This is a genomic window from Streptomyces sp. NPDC104106 (genome assembly GCF_055584345.1).
Genome location: NZ_JBVJMF010000008.1, coordinates 148,521 through 162,519, shown reverse-complemented (window position 1 = coordinate 162,519; position 13,999 = coordinate 148,521). Strand labels below are relative to the sequence as shown.

The window sequence follows — 13,999 nt, the reverse complement described above, 5'->3', positions numbered from 1 at the left end:
TTGTGGACACGGCGTCACCCGGTGCCCCGGCGGTCCCGTACACTTCTTCTGGCGATCCGGGTCACCGGGTCGACTTCGCACGCCCCGACACCGGGCCGCCACGCGGTCGGTGTCAGCGCCTCTCGGTCCTTCGCGGCACGGCGCATCGGGCGTCAGGCGCGGCCGCCGTCCGGCGGACGCGGCACAACCGAGAAACTCAAGGAGAAACGGCCATGGCCGTCGTCACGATGCGGGAGCTGCTGGAGAGCGGCGTCCACTTCGGTCACCAGACCCGTCGCTGGAACCCGAAGATGAAGCGCTTCATCTTCACCGAGCGCAACGGCATCTACATCATCGACCTGCTCCAGTCGCTGTCGTACATCGACCGCGCCTACGAGTTCGTCAAGGAGACCGTCGCCCACGGCGGCACGGTCATGTTCGTCGGCACCAAGAAGCAGGCGCAGGAGGCCATCGCCGAGCAGGCCACCCGCGTCGGCATGCCTTACGTCAACCAGCGCTGGCTGGGCGGCATGCTCACCAACTTCTCGACCGTCTACAAGCGTCTGCAGCGTCTCAAGGAGCTCGAGCAGATCGACTTCGAGGACGTCGCCGCGTCCGGTCTGACCAAGAAGGAGCTTCTCGTGCTCTCGCGCGAGAAGGCCAAGCTGGAGAAGACCCTCGGTGGTATCCGCGAAATGCAGAAGGTGCCGAGCGCCGTCTGGATCGTGGACACCAAGAAGGAGCACATCGCCGTCGGTGAGGCCCGGAAGCTCAACATTCCGGTCGTCGCGATCCTCGACACCAACTGCGACCCCGACGAGGTCGACTACAAGATCCCGGGCAACGACGACGCGATCCGCTCCGTCACCCTGCTCACCCGTGTGATCGCCGACGCCGTCGCCGAGGGCCTCATCGCCCGTTCCGGCGTCGCCGCCGGTGAGAAGGGCGAGAAGGCCGCGGGCGAGCCGCTCGCCGAGTGGGAGCGCGACCTGCTCGAGGGTGAGAAGAAGGCCGACGAGGCCGAGAAGCCGGCCGAGGCCGCCGCCGAGGCTCCGGCCGCCGAGGCTCCGGCTGCCGAGGCTCCGGCTGCCGAGGCTCCGGCCGCCGAGGCTCCGGCCGCGGAGGCCCCGGCCGCCGAGGGCGAGCAGGCCTGACGCCGGTCCGTCAGCGATCGACGGCGGGGGCGGTACCCCGTTCACCAGCGCCACCGGCGCGGTGAATTCCGCCCCCGCTGTTCACCCGTAGGTCGGCACGACGTATGCGTCCGCGACTACATGTGGCATGCAAAACCGTGCTGACCTGAAGATCTTCCAGACTTCGAGAAAGACTCACAGACTCATGGCGAACTACACCGCCGCCGACGTCAAGAAGCTCCGTGAGCTCACGGGCGCCGGCATGATGGACTGCAAGAAGGCGCTGGACGAGGCCGAGGGCAACGTCGACAAGGCCGTCGAGGCGCTGCGCATCAAGGGCCAGAAGGGCGTCGCCAAGCGCGAGGGCCGCTCCGCCGAGAACGGCGCCGTGGTCTCCATCATCGCCGACGACAACTCCTCCGGCGTCCTCGTCGAGCTGAAGTGCGAGACGGACTTCGTCGCCAAGGGCGAGAAGTTCCAGGCCGTCGCCAAGGCCATCGCCGAGCACGTCGCCAAGACGAACCCGGCCGACCTCGAGGCCCTGCTCGGCTCCGAGATCGAGCCCGGCAAGACCGTCCAGGCGTTCGTGGACGAGGCCAACGCCAACCTCGGCGAGAAGATCGTCCTGGACCGCTTCGCGCAGTTCTCCGACGGCTTCGTGCTCGCCTACATGCACCGCACCATGCCCGACCTGCCCCCGCAGATCGGTGTCCTCGTCGAGTTCGACAAGCCGAACGCCGAGGTTGCCAAGGGCATCGCCCAGCACATCGCCGCCTTCGCGCCGAAGTACCTCGCCAAGGAGGACGTGCCGGCGGACGTCGTCGAGTCCGAGCGTCGCATCGCCGAGGAGACCACCCGCGCCGAGGGCAAGCCCGAGGCCGCGATCGCCAAGATCGTCGAGGGGCGTCTCAACGGCTTCTTCAAGGACGCCACGCTGCTCGGCCAGCCGTACGCGCTGGACAACAAGAAGTCGGTCCAGAAGGTCCTGGACGAGGCCGGTGTCACCCTGAAGCGCTTCTCGCGCATCAAGGTCGGCATCTGAGTCCGTACCGCGATCGACGCACGACCTCCGGAGGACTCCGGGGAACAATCCCCGGAGGAATCCCGATAGGGTCGTAAGCAGTCGTCCGCGTACACCGCCCCACCCCGGCGTGAGGCGGACGGCAGCAGATCTGACGAGGAGGCCATTGCCGCGCATGGGAGCGAAAAGCGACCCCACCGGCAATGGCCTTCTTCGTATGTGCAACACGTGAAAGAGGCGGGATCTCCCATGACCACCAAGGCCCAGAAGAGCGACGACGGCAAAGTACGCGGCCGGTTTCTGCTGAAGCTGTCCGGAGAGGCCTTCTCCGGCGGCGGGGGCCTGGGCGTGGACCCGGACGTGGTGCACAAGATCGCCCGGGAGATCGCGGCCGTCGTCCGGGACGGCGCGCAGATCGCGGTCGTCATCGGCGGCGGCAACTTCTTCCGCGGCGCGGAGCTCCAGCAGCGCGGCATGGACCGGGCCCGCTCCGACTACATGGGCATGCTCGGCACCGTGATGAACTGCCTCGCCCTGCAGGACTTCCTGGAGAAGGAAGGCATCGACAGCCGGGTGCAGACCGCCATCACCATGGGCCAGGTCGCCGAGCCGTACATCCCGCTGCGTGCCGTGCGCCACCTGGAGAAGGGCCGCGTGGTCATCTTCGGCGCCGGTATGGGCATGCCGTACTTCTCCACGGACACCACCGCCGCCCAGCGCGCTCTGGAGATCGACGCCGAGGCGCTGCTCATGGGCAAGAACGGCGTGGACGGGGTCTACGACTCCGACCCGAAGGCCAACCCGGACGCGGTCAAGTTCGACGCCCTCGGCTACGGCGAGGTCATCACCCGCGACCTGAAGGTCGCCGACGCCACCGCCATCACGCTGTGCCGTGACAACAAGCTTCCGATCCTGGTCTTCGAGCTGCTCGCGGAGGGCAATATCGCTCGGGCCGTCAAGGGTGAGAAGATCGGCACGCTGGTCGGCGACCAGGCCAGCCGGGACTGATCCCGCACCGACCCGGCCGGTGGTGCACGGCCCTGTGAGGGGCCGGCCCCTGGCCGGGGGATGGACAATGTCCTGCCGGTCGGGAACCGTGCAGGAAGAAGACGCGACGCAGCCGGCCGCCGCCCCGACGAGGAACCGCAGCCGGGCCTTACTCAAGACACGCAGGAGCAAGTGGTGATCGAAGAGACCCTCCTCGAGGCCGAGGAGAAGATGGAGAAGGCCGTCGTGGTCGCCAAGGAGGACTTCGCCGCGATCCGCACCGGCCGTGCGCACCCGGCGATGTTCAACAAGATCGTGGCCGACTACTACGGTGCCCTGACGCCGATCAACCAGCTGGCCTCGTTCTCCGTGCCGGAGCCGCGGATGGCGGTCGTGACGCCGTTCGACAAGAGCGCGCTGCGCAACATCGAGCAGGCCATCCGCGACTCCGACCTGGGCGTCAACCCCAGCAACGACGGCAACATCATCCGGGTGGTGTTCCCCGAGCTGACCGAGGAGCGCCGCCGCGAGTACATCAAGGTCGCCAAGCAGAAGGGCGAGGACGCCAAGGTGTCCATCCGCTCCGTGCGCCGCAAGGCCAAGGACGCCATCGACAAGCTCGTCAAGGACGGCGAGGTCGGCGAGGACGAGGGCCGTCGTGCGGAGAAGGAGCTGGACGACACCACGGCGAAGTACGTCGCCCAGGTGGACGAGCTGCTGAAGCACAAGGAAGCGGAGCTGCTCGAAGTCTGATGAGCGACTCTTCCTGGGGGGCGCCGCCGTCGGCGGGTCAGGCCGGCTACTGGGGGCCCACCGGCGGTGGGCCGCTCAAGGGGGCCGCCCCGGCGGGTCCCGCGTACGATGCGCCCGAGGCGCAGCACACTCGCCCCATGCCCGTCGTGCCCGGCGTGCCCGCGTACGGCGGAGACCAGGACGACCACCGGGGGGCCGCGCGCCCGAGCGGCCCCTCGTCCCACGACTTCCACGACGAGGTACGGACCGCCCCCGCACCGGCCGGGGCCCTCCCGGCCGTGAACCAGAATCCGGAGCCCATGCCCGACGCCCCCCAGCCGGCGCCAGCGCCGCAGAAGAAGAGCGCGGGCCGTGACCTGAGCGCGGCCATAGGGGTCGGAGTGGGGCTCGGCGCGGTGATCGTCGCGTCCCTCTTCATCAAGAAGGCCGTGTTCGTCGGCGTGATCGCGGTCGCCGTGGTCGTGGGCCTGTGGGAGCTGACGAGCAGGCTGCGGGAGCGCAGGGGCATCAACGCACCGCTCGTGCCGCTCGCCGTGGGGGGCGCGGCGATGGTCGTCGCCGGGTACGCGCGCGGCGCCGAGGGCGCGTGGGTCGCGATGGCGCTGACCGCGCTCGCGGTGCTGGTCTGGCGCATGACGGAGCCGCCGGAGGGCTACCTCAAGGACGTCACGGCGGGCGTCTTCGCCGCGTTCTACGTGCCGTTCCTCGCCACGTTCGTCGCGATGATGCTGACGGCGAACGACGGCCCCTGGCGCGTGCTGACCTTCCTCCTGCTCACGGTCGTCAGCGACACCGGCGCCTACGCCGTCGGCTGGCGCTTCGGCAGGAAGAAGCTGGCCCCGCGCATCAGCCCCGGCAAGACCCGCGAGGGCCTGCTGGGCGCGGTGGCCTTCGCGATGGTCGCGGGAGCGCTGTGCATGCAGTTCCTGATCGACCACGGCACCTGGTGGCAGGGCCTGCTGCTCGGCCTCGCGGTAGCGGCCAGCGCCACCCTGGGCGACCTCGGCGAATCCATGATCAAACGCGACCTGGGCATCAAGGACATGGGCACCCTCCTCCCGGGCCACGGCGGCATCATGGACCGCCTGGACTCCCTGCTGCCGACGGCTCCGGTGGTGTGGTTGCTGTTGGTGGTGTTCGTCGGTTCGGCGTGAGGTTCGCTTTGTGGGGGCCGGCTTCCGGGTCCCGTCCTCGTGGTGGGGCGGGGCCCGTCGTGTTGTCGGTGGCGGGGGTGGAGGTCACGGCGCCGCGCCGCGGTAGCGGCTGATCGATGCTGCATGGACCGCCTGGACTCCCTGCTGCCGACGGCTCCGGTGGTGTGGTTGCTGTTGGTGGTGTTCGTCGGTTCGGCGTGAGCCGGCGGCCGCGAGGATGTCGTAGGCGCGTGCCCCCGCCCTGGACGCAGGGCGGGGGCACGCGGGGTTTGCGCAGGGTCAGGTCCCGGGGTTGGTGCGGATCGCGGCGATGTCGAACTGGAGGCGGACCGTCTCGCTCACCATGGTTCCGCCCTGGACCAGGCGCGCGTCGTAGGTCAGGCCCCAGTCGGAGCGGTTGATCGTGGTGGTGCCGTCGAAGCCGACCCGCTCGTCGCCGAAGGCGTCGGTGACGTGACCGATGTAGGTGAGGTCGAGGTCGACCGGGCGGGTGGTGTCCTTGATCGTGAGGTCGCCGGTCATGCGGTAGACGTCCTTGTCCACGAGCCGCACGGCGGTGCTCGTGAACGTCATGCGCGGATAGGCCGCGGCGTCCAGGAACTGGCGGCCGGCCAGGTGCGCGTCACGCTGCTCGACACCGGTGTCGACGCTGGAGGTGTACAGCACGATGTCGGCCCGGGAGCGGGACGGGTCGCGGCCGTCGAAGTACAGCCGGCTCTCGTACTGCGGGAACGCACCGCGCACCGTCGTCACCATCGCGTGCCGCACCGAGAACCCGATCCTGCTGTGCGCGGGATCGATCAGCCACTCGCCGGTGAGGGCCGCCAGCGCGGGATCGGGCAGTACGGCGGTGGCGGTGGCACCGCCCACCGGCGCGGCGGTCGCCACGGACGCGGCGGACGGCTGCGCTCGCCGGTGAAAGGAGTTGCGGCCGAAAAGGTTCATGGCGCCAGTTGTTACGGCACGGCAAAGGACGGGACAAGGGCTGACCAGGAAACCCGACCGTTCGTCGGCAGACTTTCACAGGCCACCCGCCGTTCTCTTCACCCATTGCTCCCGCCCCGGCGGGCCACCCCATTCGATCTGCGACACTGGTAAGGCCATGCCTAAGCCCGGAGAACTCACTTTCGTCGCGCCGCGCGGAGCCAAGAAGCCGCCGCGGCATCTCGCCGACCTCACGCCCGCCGAGCGCAAGGACGCGGTGGCCGGGATCGGTGAGAAGCCGTTCCGTGCCAAGCAGCTCTCGCAGCACTACTTCGCGCGGTACGCGCACGACCCGGAGCAGTGGACCGACATCCCCGCCGGGTCGAGGCAGAAGCTGCGCGAGGCGCTGTTCCCGGAGCTGATGACCGTCGTACGGCATCTGTCCACCGACCAGGGGACGACGCGCAAGACGCTGTGGCGGCTGTTCGACGGCACCCTCGTCGAGTCCGTGCTGATGCGGTACCCGGACCGGGTCACCATGTGCATCAGCTCGCAGGCCGGATGCGGCATGAACTGTCCGTTCTGCGCCACCGGGCAGGCCGGTCTCGACCGGAACCTGTCCACCGCGGAGATCGTCCACCAGATCGTGGACGGCATGCGGGCGCTGCGGGACGGGGAGGTGCCGGGCGGTCCGGCCAGGCTCTCCAACATCGTCTTCATGGGCATGGGCGAGCCCCTCGCCAACTACAAGCGGGTCGTGGGCGCGATCCGCGCCCTCACCGATCCGGCCCCGGACGGGCTCGGGCTCTCCCAGCGCGGCATCACCGTCTCCACCGTCGGACTCGTGCCGGCCATCCACCGGTTCGCCGACGAGGGCTTCAAGTGCCGGCTCGCGATCTCCCTGCACGCCCCCGACGACGAGCTGCGCGACACCCTCGTCCCCGTGAACACGCGGTGGAAGGTACGCGAGGTGCTGGACGCCGGGTTCGAGTACGCCGAGAAGAGCGGGCGCCGGCTGTCGATCGAGTACGCGCTCATCCGCGACATCAACGACCAGGCCTGGCGCGGTGACCGGCTCGGCCGGCTGCTCAAGGGCAGGCCCGTGCACGTCAACCTCATTCCGCTGAACCCGACTCCGGGCAGCAAGTGGACCGCCTCACGGCCCGAGGACGAGAAGGCCTTCGTGGAGGCCATCGCCGCCCACGGTGTGCCCGTCACCGTCCGGGACACCCGTGGCCAGGAGATCGACGGAGCCTGTGGTCAGCTGGCCGCCACCGAGCGGTAATCTGGCCCGGTCCACATATCTTCATATTCCGACAGGGGAGCGCCACAGCGCTGAGAGTGCGGCGGACAGGGCCGCAGACCCTCTGAACCTCGCCCAGGTCATTCTGGGTAGGGAGTTCGGTCATCACTCAAGCTGTTGCGCCCTGCCCGGCCGCCGTTGGCGCAGGCCGGGCGGGGCCGCGTTCTTCCTGGCCAACCCCAGGAGGACATCCAGTGCACCACAAGACCCTCGTGGCCGTCGCGGTCGGCCTCGGCCTCTTCGGCCTGTCCGCGTGCGGTTCCGGTGACGGCAATACGACGTCGTCCGCCGGCTCCAAGACCGTCACCCTGGTCAGCCACGACTCATGGGCCGTCTCGAAGAACGTGCTCGCCGACTTCGAGAAGAGGACCGGGTACAAGGTCAGGGTCCTCAAGGACGGCGACGCCGGGCAGGCCGTCAACAAGGCGATCCTCACCAAGGACAACCCGCAGGGCGACGTCTTCTTCGGTGTCGACAACACCCTGCTCTCCCGCGCCCTCGACAATGGCCTCTTCCAGCCGTACACCGCCCGGGGCCTCGACCAGGTCGGCGCCGCCTACCAGCTCGACAAGGACAAGCACCGGGTCACGCCCGTCGACTACGGCGACATCTGCGTCAACTACGACAAGGCCTACTTCAGCAAGCACAGGCTGACCCCGCCCCAGACCTTCGCCGACCTGGCCCGGCCGCAGTACAAGAACCTCCTCGTCACCGAGAACGCCGCCACCTCCTCGCCCGGCCTGGGCTTCCTGCTCGGCAGCGCGGCGCAGTTCGGCGACAAGGGCTGGCAGGACTACTGGCAGAAGCTCAAGGCCAACGGCGTGAAGGTCGTCGACGGCTGGGAGCAGGCGTACTACCAGGAGTTCTCCGGTTCCTCGGAAGGCAAGAAGGCGGGTGGCGACCGGCCGCTCGTCGTCTCGTACGCCTCCTCGCCGCCCGCCGAGGTGATCTACGCCAAGAAGCGGCCCAGCACCGCCCCGACCGGGGTGGCGAGCGGTACCTGTTTCCGGCAGAGCGAGTTCGCCGGAGTGCTGAGCAACGCCAGGAACACCAAGGGCGCCCAGGCGTTCGTCGACTTCCTGGTCTCCAAGCAGTTCCAGGAGGACATGCCGCTGAACATGTACGTCTACCCGGTGGTGAAGGGCGCCGCGGTGCCCGCCGAGTTCACCGAGTACGGTCCGGCCGCCCAGCACCCCGAGACCATGGCCCCCGGCACGATCGCCGCCAACCGTGATCAGTGGGTCAAGGCGTGGACCTCGCTCGTACTGAAGTAGGCGCCCGCACACGGGACATGCGCGGGAGCGCGGCGCGGCTGGGGCTGATGGCCCTGCCCGTCGCGTTCTTCGCCGTGTTCTTCGCCTGGCCCGTCGCCGCGATCGTCGCGCGCGGTCTGCGGGTGGGCGGCGCCTGGCGGTTCGGGCGGATCGCGGACGTGGTGACGCAGCCGGACATCCGGCACGTGCTGTGGTTCACCACCTGGCAGGCGCTCGCCTCCACCGCGCTCACCCTGCTCCTCGCGCTGCCCGCCGCCTACGTCTTCGCCCGCCTGGACTTCCCGGGCAAGCAGGTGCTGCGGGCCGTGGTCACCGTGCCGTTCGTGCTGCCGACCGTCGTCGCCGGCAGCGCCTTCCTGGCGCTCGTCGGCCACGGCGGGCTGCTGGACCGGCTGTGGGGCGTACGGCTGGACACCACGGTGTGGGCGATCCTGCTGGCGCACGTCTTCTTCAACTACGCGGTCGTCGTACGGACCGTCGGCGGCCTGTGGACGCAGCTCGACCCCCGGCAGGAGGAGGCGGCCCGCATGCTGGGCGCCTCACCGCTCGGCGCCTGGCGCAGGGTCACCCTGCCCGCCCTCGCGCCCGCCGTGGCGGCGGCCGCGCTGATGGTGTTCCTGTTCACCTTCACCTCCTTCGGAGTCGTGCAGATCCTCGGCGGCCCGGCCTTCTCCACCCTCGAAGTGGAGATCTACCGGCAGACCTCCGAGGTCTTCGACCTCTCCACGGCCGCCGTCCTCACCCTCCTGCAGTTCGCCGCCGTCGGCGCGATCCTCGCCGTGCACGCCTGGACGGTACGGCGCCGGGAGACGGCGCTGCGGCTGGTCGACGCCCGGGCGGCCGCCCGCCGGCCGCGCGGCGCCGGGCAGTGGGCGCTGCTCGCCGGCGTCCTCGGCACCGTCGCGCTGCTGCTCGTGCTGCCGCTCGCCGTCCTCGTCCAGCGTTCTCTCGACGCACCCGGCTTCGGCTACTACCGGGCGCTGACCAGCTCCGACGGCGGTACGTTCCTGGTGGCACCGGTCCACGCGGTGTGGACGTCGCTGCAGTACGCCGTCGTCGCCACCGCCATCGCCGTCGTGATCGGCGGCCTCGCCGCCGCGGCGCTCGCCCGCCGGGACGCCGGACGGCTGGTCCGCGGCTTCGACGCGCTGCTGATGCTGCCGCTCGGCGTGTCCGCCGTGACCGTCGGCTTCGGCTTCCTGATCGCCCTCGACAAGCCGCCGCTGGACCTCAGGCAGTCCTGGATCCTCGTCCCGCTCGCCCAGGCGCTGGTCGGCGCCCCCTTCGTCGTACGGACCATGCTGCCCGTGCTGCGCGCGGTGGACGGGCGGCTGCGGGAGGCCGCCGCCGTGCTCGGGGCCTCGCCGTGGCGCGTGTGGCGGGAGGTGGACCTGCCGATGGTGCGCCGGGCGCTGCTCGTCGCGGCCGGGTTCGCGTTCGCCGTCTCGCTCGGCGAGTTCGGCGCGACCGTGTTCATCGCCCGGCCCGACAACCCCACGCTCCCGGTCGCCGTGGCCCGGCTGCTCAGCCGCCCAGGTGACCTCAACTACGGCCAGGCGATGGCCCTTTCGACCATTCTGATGGTGGTGTGCGCCGCCGCGCTGCTGCTCCTGGAGCGGCTGCGCACCGACCGGACGGGGGAGTTCTAGATGCCGACCGACACGAGCCGGAAGCTGCTGGGCCTCGACGCCGCGACCGTGCGCTTCGGCGGGCGGGCCGTGCTCGACGCGGTCGGCCTCGACGTCGCCGAGCACGAGGTGGTGTGCGTGCTCGGGCCCAGCGGCAGCGGGAAGTCCACGCTGCTGCGGGCGGTCGCCGGGCTCCAGCCCCTGTCCGGCGGCCGGATCCTGCTCGACGGCCGTGACCAGGCGGGCGTGCCCGCGCACCAGCGGGGCGTCGGCCTGATGTTCCAGGACCACCAGCTCTTCCCGCAGCGGGACGTCGGCGCCAACGTGGCCTTCGGACTGCGCATGCGCGGCACGGCCAAGGGCGAACGGGACGCCGAGGTCGGGCAGTTGCTGGAGCTGGTCGGGCTGCCGGGTGCCGACCGGCGGGCCGTGGCCTCCCTGTCCGGCGGCGAGCAGCAGCGCGTGGCCCTCGCCCGCGCGCTCGCGCCCCGGCCCCGGCTGCTGATGCTGGACGAACCGCTCGGCCAGCTCGACCGCTCGCTCCGCGAACGCCTGGTGGTCGAACTGCGGGAACTGTTCGGCCGGCTGGGCACGACGGTGCTCGCCGTGACCCACGACCAGGGCGAGGCGTTCGCGCTGGCCGACCGGGTGGTGGTGATGCGCGACGGTCGGATCGCCCAGACCGGTACGCCCCTTCAGGTGTGGCAGCGGCCCGCGGACGCGTTCGTGGCCCGCTTCCTCGGCTTCGACAACGTGGTCGAGGTGACCGTCGCCGGGACGAGCGCCGACAGCCCCTGGGGCAAGCTGCCGGTGCCCGACGGCTCGCCCCAGGGCGCGCGCACCGTGCTGGTGCGGCCCGCCGGAGTGCGGCTCGTGGCCGCCGGCGAGGGCCTGCCCTGCACGGTGAGCGCCCGCACCTTCAAGGGCACCCATGTGGCCGTCCACCTCCAGCCGGGCGACGGACAGCCGCGCCTGGAGGCCGCCTGCGCGCTGCGGGACGCGCCCGGGGTCGGGGACGCGGTGGGCGTGGAGTTCGACGTGGCCGAAATCGTCGTCCTCGGCTGATCGCCGGGACCTAGGGTGAGCGGCATGACTGTGCTCACACATGACCGCTACTGCGACGAGATCGCCCACCAGGTCGAGCAGTTGAGGGCGGTGCTGGCCTCCGGTGCCGACCTCGCCGCGACGGTGCCCACCTGTCCCGACTGGTCCCTGGAAGACCTCGTACGCCATATGGGCGGAGCCCTGCGGTGGGTGGAGGCGACGGTGCGCACCCGGGCGCAGGACGCCGTCCCCCACGAGCAGGTGCCGCTCGGCGCCGGGCCCGAGGAGCGGGGCGACGTGGCGGCGCTCGACAAGTGGCTGGCGGAGGCCGGTGAGCTGGTCGTCGCGGCGCTGCGCGAGGCGGGCCCGGACACCCAGGTGTGGACCTTCATGCCGGGGCAGACCGTCTCCGGCTTCTGGGCCCGCCGGATGACCCACGAGATCACCGTCCACCGCGCCGACGCGGCCCTCGCCGCCGGGCTCGACTACGAGCTGGCGCCGGAGATCGCCGTCGACACGATGGACGAGTGGCTGGACTTCGCCGTCTTCCTCCAGCAGATCCGGGGCGATGAGGAAGCCTTGCGCCTGACCGGCCCCACCCGCTCCATCCACCTCCACGCCACCGACGCGGACCCGGAGCTGCACGCCGAATGGCTGCTGGAGTTCGGCGCGGAGGGTGTGCGCTGGCGGCGCGGGCACGAGAAGGCCACGGTCGCCCTGCGCGGTCCGCTCACCTCCGTGCTGCTCGCCTTCTACCGCAGACTGCCCCTGGACAGGCCCGAGTTGGAGGTCCTCGGCGACCGGGAGCAGCTGGAGTCCTGGCTGGCGCGCGCGACGTTCGGCTGAGCGGACGTCCCCGGCGTACGACCGCGGCCCGCCCCCGGCGAGGATCAGGGGGACGGGCCGCGTGGACCGCAGCGAAGGGCGCGGCGTCAGCCGTTGCCGCGCGCCCCGCGGCGGCGCATGCCGAACCAGACCGCGCCGCCGCCGACGACGACGAGCGCGCCCGCGACACCGGCGATCAGCGGCGTGTTGGAGTTCGCACCGGTCTCGGCGAGGTTGGAGCTGCCGGCCGCCGGGGACGGGGCGTTGCTCGGGGCGGTGCCCGCCGGGGCGGATCCGGTGGCGGAGTCCGACGGGGTCGGGGCCGGCGACTGGGCCGGGGTGGACGCGGACGGCGACGGCTTCGGGGTCGGGGAGGCCGACGGTGTCGGGGTGGCGCTGCCGGCCGTGCAGGCGGTTGAGGGAGTGCTGAGGTCGGGGCTGATGTCCGCGTCGAGGATGTTGGCCGCCTTGACGTGGACGACGTAGGTGGCGCCGGGCTTCCAGTCCTCCGGGATGGTCACCGCGGTGCCCGTGGCCGAGCCCTTGACGTTCTGCTCGCCCACCTTCGTCTGGACACCGCTGGCGTCCTGGCGGAACAGGGTGATGTGGGCCGGGGTGCCGAAGGCGTCCTTGTCGGTGACGACGATGACGCCCTTGCCGCCGTCGCACTTTGCTTCGGCCTTGAAGTCCTGGATGGTGCACGCGAACGCGGAGCTGGACAGCCCCAGCACCGCGGCGGCCGAAGCGGACGCGACACCCAGGATGCGCGCGGAACGACGTACGTTACGGCGTTTTATGGACAACGTTTGTCCTTTACAGAGTGCATAACTGCGGGGGGTGGAAGGGGGAGCGGGGGTGGCGGTCGAGGCGCGGCCCCGGCATCCCCAGGAGGCTCACAGGTCTATAAGCGCTCCATAAGCAGTGTCAACGGCTGTGCGGCCGAGGGGCGTTGGCTTTACCCGCATATTAACCGACGGTATGTTTGGCGACGCGTGCGGCGGCGAGCGGACGCCAGGACAGGCCGAGCCGCCGGTAGAGGTGTACGGCGGCGGTGTTCCAGCCGTCGACCATCAGCGCGGCCGTGCCGTGGTCGGCGACGAGGGCGTCCAGGACGAAACCGCACACGTCGGTGCCGATGCCGCGCCCGCGCGCCCGGCGGGCGGTGGCCACGCCGGAGAGGAAGCCGACGCGGGGCGCGCTCCAGGCGTCGGCCGCGCAGGCCAGCAGCGCTCCGGACGCGTCCCGGACCCCCGCCCAGCGGCGCACACCCGTCCGGCCGGGCCGGGCGTACGAGTCCGCGAACGCCTCGTCCAGCAGCCCGGCGACGTCGGTGGTGTCCGCCGCGCCGAGCCATCCGGCTCCGCCGCGCCGGCCGGTGGGGGTGCCCGTCTCCATCCAGCCGAAGGCGTCGACGAGTTCGAGCTGCGGAACACGTGCCACCAGGTTCCGTACGAGATCCTCGTCGCCGACGGGCCGGAAGGCGGGCCCGACCTGCGGCAGCACCGCGCGGACCAGGGCCGCGGCGGCTTCCGGTGGCCCGCTCACGGCCAGTCGGTCGCGCCCCGACAGCGCCGGTGCGGCCACGGCCGCGGCATCCCCGAGAGCGAAGGCCCGCGCGCCCCGCGTGAGATCCCCGGCGGCCCACCACAGCAACGCGTCCCCGCCCACCGCGCTGTGGACGTCGGCAACGGAACGGAGTTCACGCAGGGCGGCCATGGACGCAGGGTAGTCGGCGCTGGTGCCCGGGCAGGCGACGTTCGCCCCGTCGCGACGCCCGGCACGCTCCCCCGCTGCGCGGGAGGTGCCCCCACTCGCCGCACCGGCCGAAAGCCCACGTACGCCCAGTACGAGGACTTCCGGCCGGCACGCCGACAGCACGCACCGGACGCCGCTCCCTGACGGGCGAACGTCGCCTGCCGGGGCACCAGCGGCGGTGACCGGATCAGGTACGGCACCGGTGCCCGTGATGTCCGC

General features: G+C 71.1%; 13 protein-coding genes. 10 read left to right on the top strand and 3 right to left on the bottom strand.

Going from position 1 to position 13,999, the window contains the following annotated elements; all coding sequences use genetic code 11:
* The first annotated feature begins 212 nt into the window (after positions 1-212).
* The 5 genes from rpsB (at position 213) to ACZ60X_RS20700 (ending at position 5,027) form a co-directional block, all read left to right on the top strand.
* Positions 213-1,133 (top strand): 30S ribosomal protein S2, encoded by a 921-nt coding sequence (gene rpsB / locus ACZ60X_RS20720; protein WP_469600351.1) that lies wholly within the window; start codon positions 213-215, stop codon positions 1,131-1,133.
* Between the two features lie 184 nt (positions 1,134-1,317).
* Positions 1,318-2,154, top strand: a complete 837-nt coding sequence (gene tsf / locus ACZ60X_RS20715; RefSeq protein ID WP_469600349.1) for a translation elongation factor Ts — start codon at positions 1,318-1,320, stop codon at positions 2,152-2,154.
* 228 nt (positions 2,155-2,382) lie between these two features.
* Positions 2,383-3,141: a UMP kinase gene (pyrH, locus tag ACZ60X_RS20710; RefSeq protein WP_469600347.1), complete on the top strand. Its 759-nt coding sequence runs from the start codon at positions 2,383-2,385 to the stop codon at positions 3,139-3,141.
* A 174-nt stretch (positions 3,142-3,315) separates the two neighbouring features.
* Positions 3,316-3,873 (top strand): ribosome recycling factor, encoded by a 558-nt coding sequence (gene frr / locus ACZ60X_RS20705; protein WP_469600344.1) that lies wholly within the window; start codon positions 3,316-3,318, stop codon positions 3,871-3,873.
* Between the two features lie 137 nt (positions 3,874-4,010).
* Entirely contained in the window at positions 4,011-5,027 is a 1,017-nt protein-coding gene (locus ACZ60X_RS20700) for a phosphatidate cytidylyltransferase (RefSeq protein ID WP_469600341.1), read from the top strand.
* 279 nt (positions 5,028-5,306) lie between these two features.
* Here ACZ60X_RS20700 and ACZ60X_RS20695 read toward each other — a convergent pair whose 3' ends face one another.
* On the bottom strand, positions 5,307-5,972 hold the full coding sequence (locus tag ACZ60X_RS20695; protein WP_469600338.1) for a YceI family protein: 666 nt from the start codon (positions 5,970-5,972) through the stop codon (positions 5,307-5,309).
* Between the two features lie 157 nt (positions 5,973-6,129).
* Here ACZ60X_RS20695 and rlmN point away from each other — a divergent pair, with 157 nt between their 5' ends.
* From rlmN to ACZ60X_RS20670, 5 genes are all read left to right on the top strand, one after another.
* Positions 6,130-7,236: a dual-specificity RNA methyltransferase RlmN gene (gene rlmN / locus ACZ60X_RS20690; protein WP_469600335.1), complete on the top strand. Its 1,107-nt coding sequence runs from the start codon at positions 6,130-6,132 to the stop codon at positions 7,234-7,236.
* 212 nt (positions 7,237-7,448) lie between these two features.
* Positions 7,449-8,528: a thiamine ABC transporter substrate-binding protein gene (locus tag ACZ60X_RS20685; RefSeq protein WP_469600331.1), complete on the top strand. Its 1,080-nt coding sequence runs from the start codon at positions 7,449-7,451 to the stop codon at positions 8,526-8,528.
* A gap of 47 nt (positions 8,529-8,575) precedes the next feature.
* Positions 8,576-10,177 carry an ABC transporter permease gene (locus tag ACZ60X_RS20680; protein ID WP_469600743.1) on the top strand — a complete coding sequence of 534 codons (1,602 nt, stop codon included), beginning with the start codon at positions 8,576-8,578 and terminating at the stop codon, positions 10,175-10,177.
* Complete coding sequence (locus ACZ60X_RS20675; protein ID WP_469600329.1) at positions 10,178-11,221, top strand: ABC transporter ATP-binding protein; 1,044 nt, start codon at positions 10,178-10,180, stop codon at positions 11,219-11,221.
* A 24-nt stretch (positions 11,222-11,245) separates the two neighbouring features.
* Positions 11,246-12,046 carry a maleylpyruvate isomerase N-terminal domain-containing protein gene (locus tag ACZ60X_RS20670; RefSeq protein WP_469600326.1) on the top strand — a complete coding sequence of 267 codons (801 nt, stop codon included), beginning with the start codon at positions 11,246-11,248 and terminating at the stop codon, positions 12,044-12,046.
* A gap of 86 nt (positions 12,047-12,132) precedes the next feature.
* Here the strand turns inward: ACZ60X_RS20670 and ACZ60X_RS20665 are convergent, their stop codons facing one another.
* Together ACZ60X_RS20665 and ACZ60X_RS20660 are read right to left on the bottom strand one after the other, a co-directional pair.
* Positions 12,133-12,828 carry an LAETG motif-containing sortase-dependent surface protein gene (locus ACZ60X_RS20665; RefSeq protein ID WP_469600324.1) on the bottom strand — a complete coding sequence of 232 codons (696 nt, stop codon included), beginning with the start codon at positions 12,826-12,828 and terminating at the stop codon, positions 12,133-12,135.
* 163 nt (positions 12,829-12,991) lie between these two features.
* Positions 12,992-13,741, bottom strand: a complete 750-nt coding sequence (locus tag ACZ60X_RS20660; protein ID WP_469600321.1) for a GNAT family N-acetyltransferase — start codon at positions 13,739-13,741, stop codon at positions 12,992-12,994.
* Between the last annotated feature and the right edge of the window lie 258 nt (positions 13,742-13,999).

What these genes read in the sequence shown, in the direction of transcription:
- rpsB (WP_469600351.1), top strand. Translation starts at nt 213, where the DNA reads ATGGCCGTCGTCACGATGCGGGAGCTGCTGGAGAGCGGCGTCCACTTC.
- ACZ60X_RS20700 (WP_469600341.1), top strand. Translation starts at nt 4,011, where the DNA reads ATGCCCGTCGTGCCCGGCGTGCCCGCGTACGGCGGAGACCAGGACGAC.
- ACZ60X_RS20680 (WP_469600743.1), top strand. Translation starts at nt 8,576, where the DNA reads ATGGCCCTGCCCGTCGCGTTCTTCGCCGTGTTCTTCGCCTGGCCCGTC.
- ACZ60X_RS20695 (WP_469600338.1), bottom strand. Translation starts at nt 5,972, where the DNA reads ATGAACCTTTTCGGCCGCAACTCCTTTCACCGGCGAGCGCAGCCGTCC.
- ACZ60X_RS20670 (WP_469600326.1), top strand. Translation starts at nt 11,246, where the DNA reads ATGACTGTGCTCACACATGACCGCTACTGCGACGAGATCGCCCACCAG.
- ACZ60X_RS20660 (WP_469600321.1), bottom strand. Translation starts at nt 13,741, where the DNA reads ATGGCCGCCCTGCGTGAACTCCGTTCCGTTGCCGACGTCCACAGCGCG.
- ACZ60X_RS20675 (WP_469600329.1), top strand. Translation starts at nt 10,178, where the DNA reads ATGCCGACCGACACGAGCCGGAAGCTGCTGGGCCTCGACGCCGCGACC.
- rlmN (WP_469600335.1), top strand. Translation starts at nt 6,130, where the DNA reads ATGCCTAAGCCCGGAGAACTCACTTTCGTCGCGCCGCGCGGAGCCAAG.
- pyrH (WP_469600347.1), top strand. Translation starts at nt 2,383, where the DNA reads ATGACCACCAAGGCCCAGAAGAGCGACGACGGCAAAGTACGCGGCCGG.
- tsf (WP_469600349.1), top strand. Translation starts at nt 1,318, where the DNA reads ATGGCGAACTACACCGCCGCCGACGTCAAGAAGCTCCGTGAGCTCACG.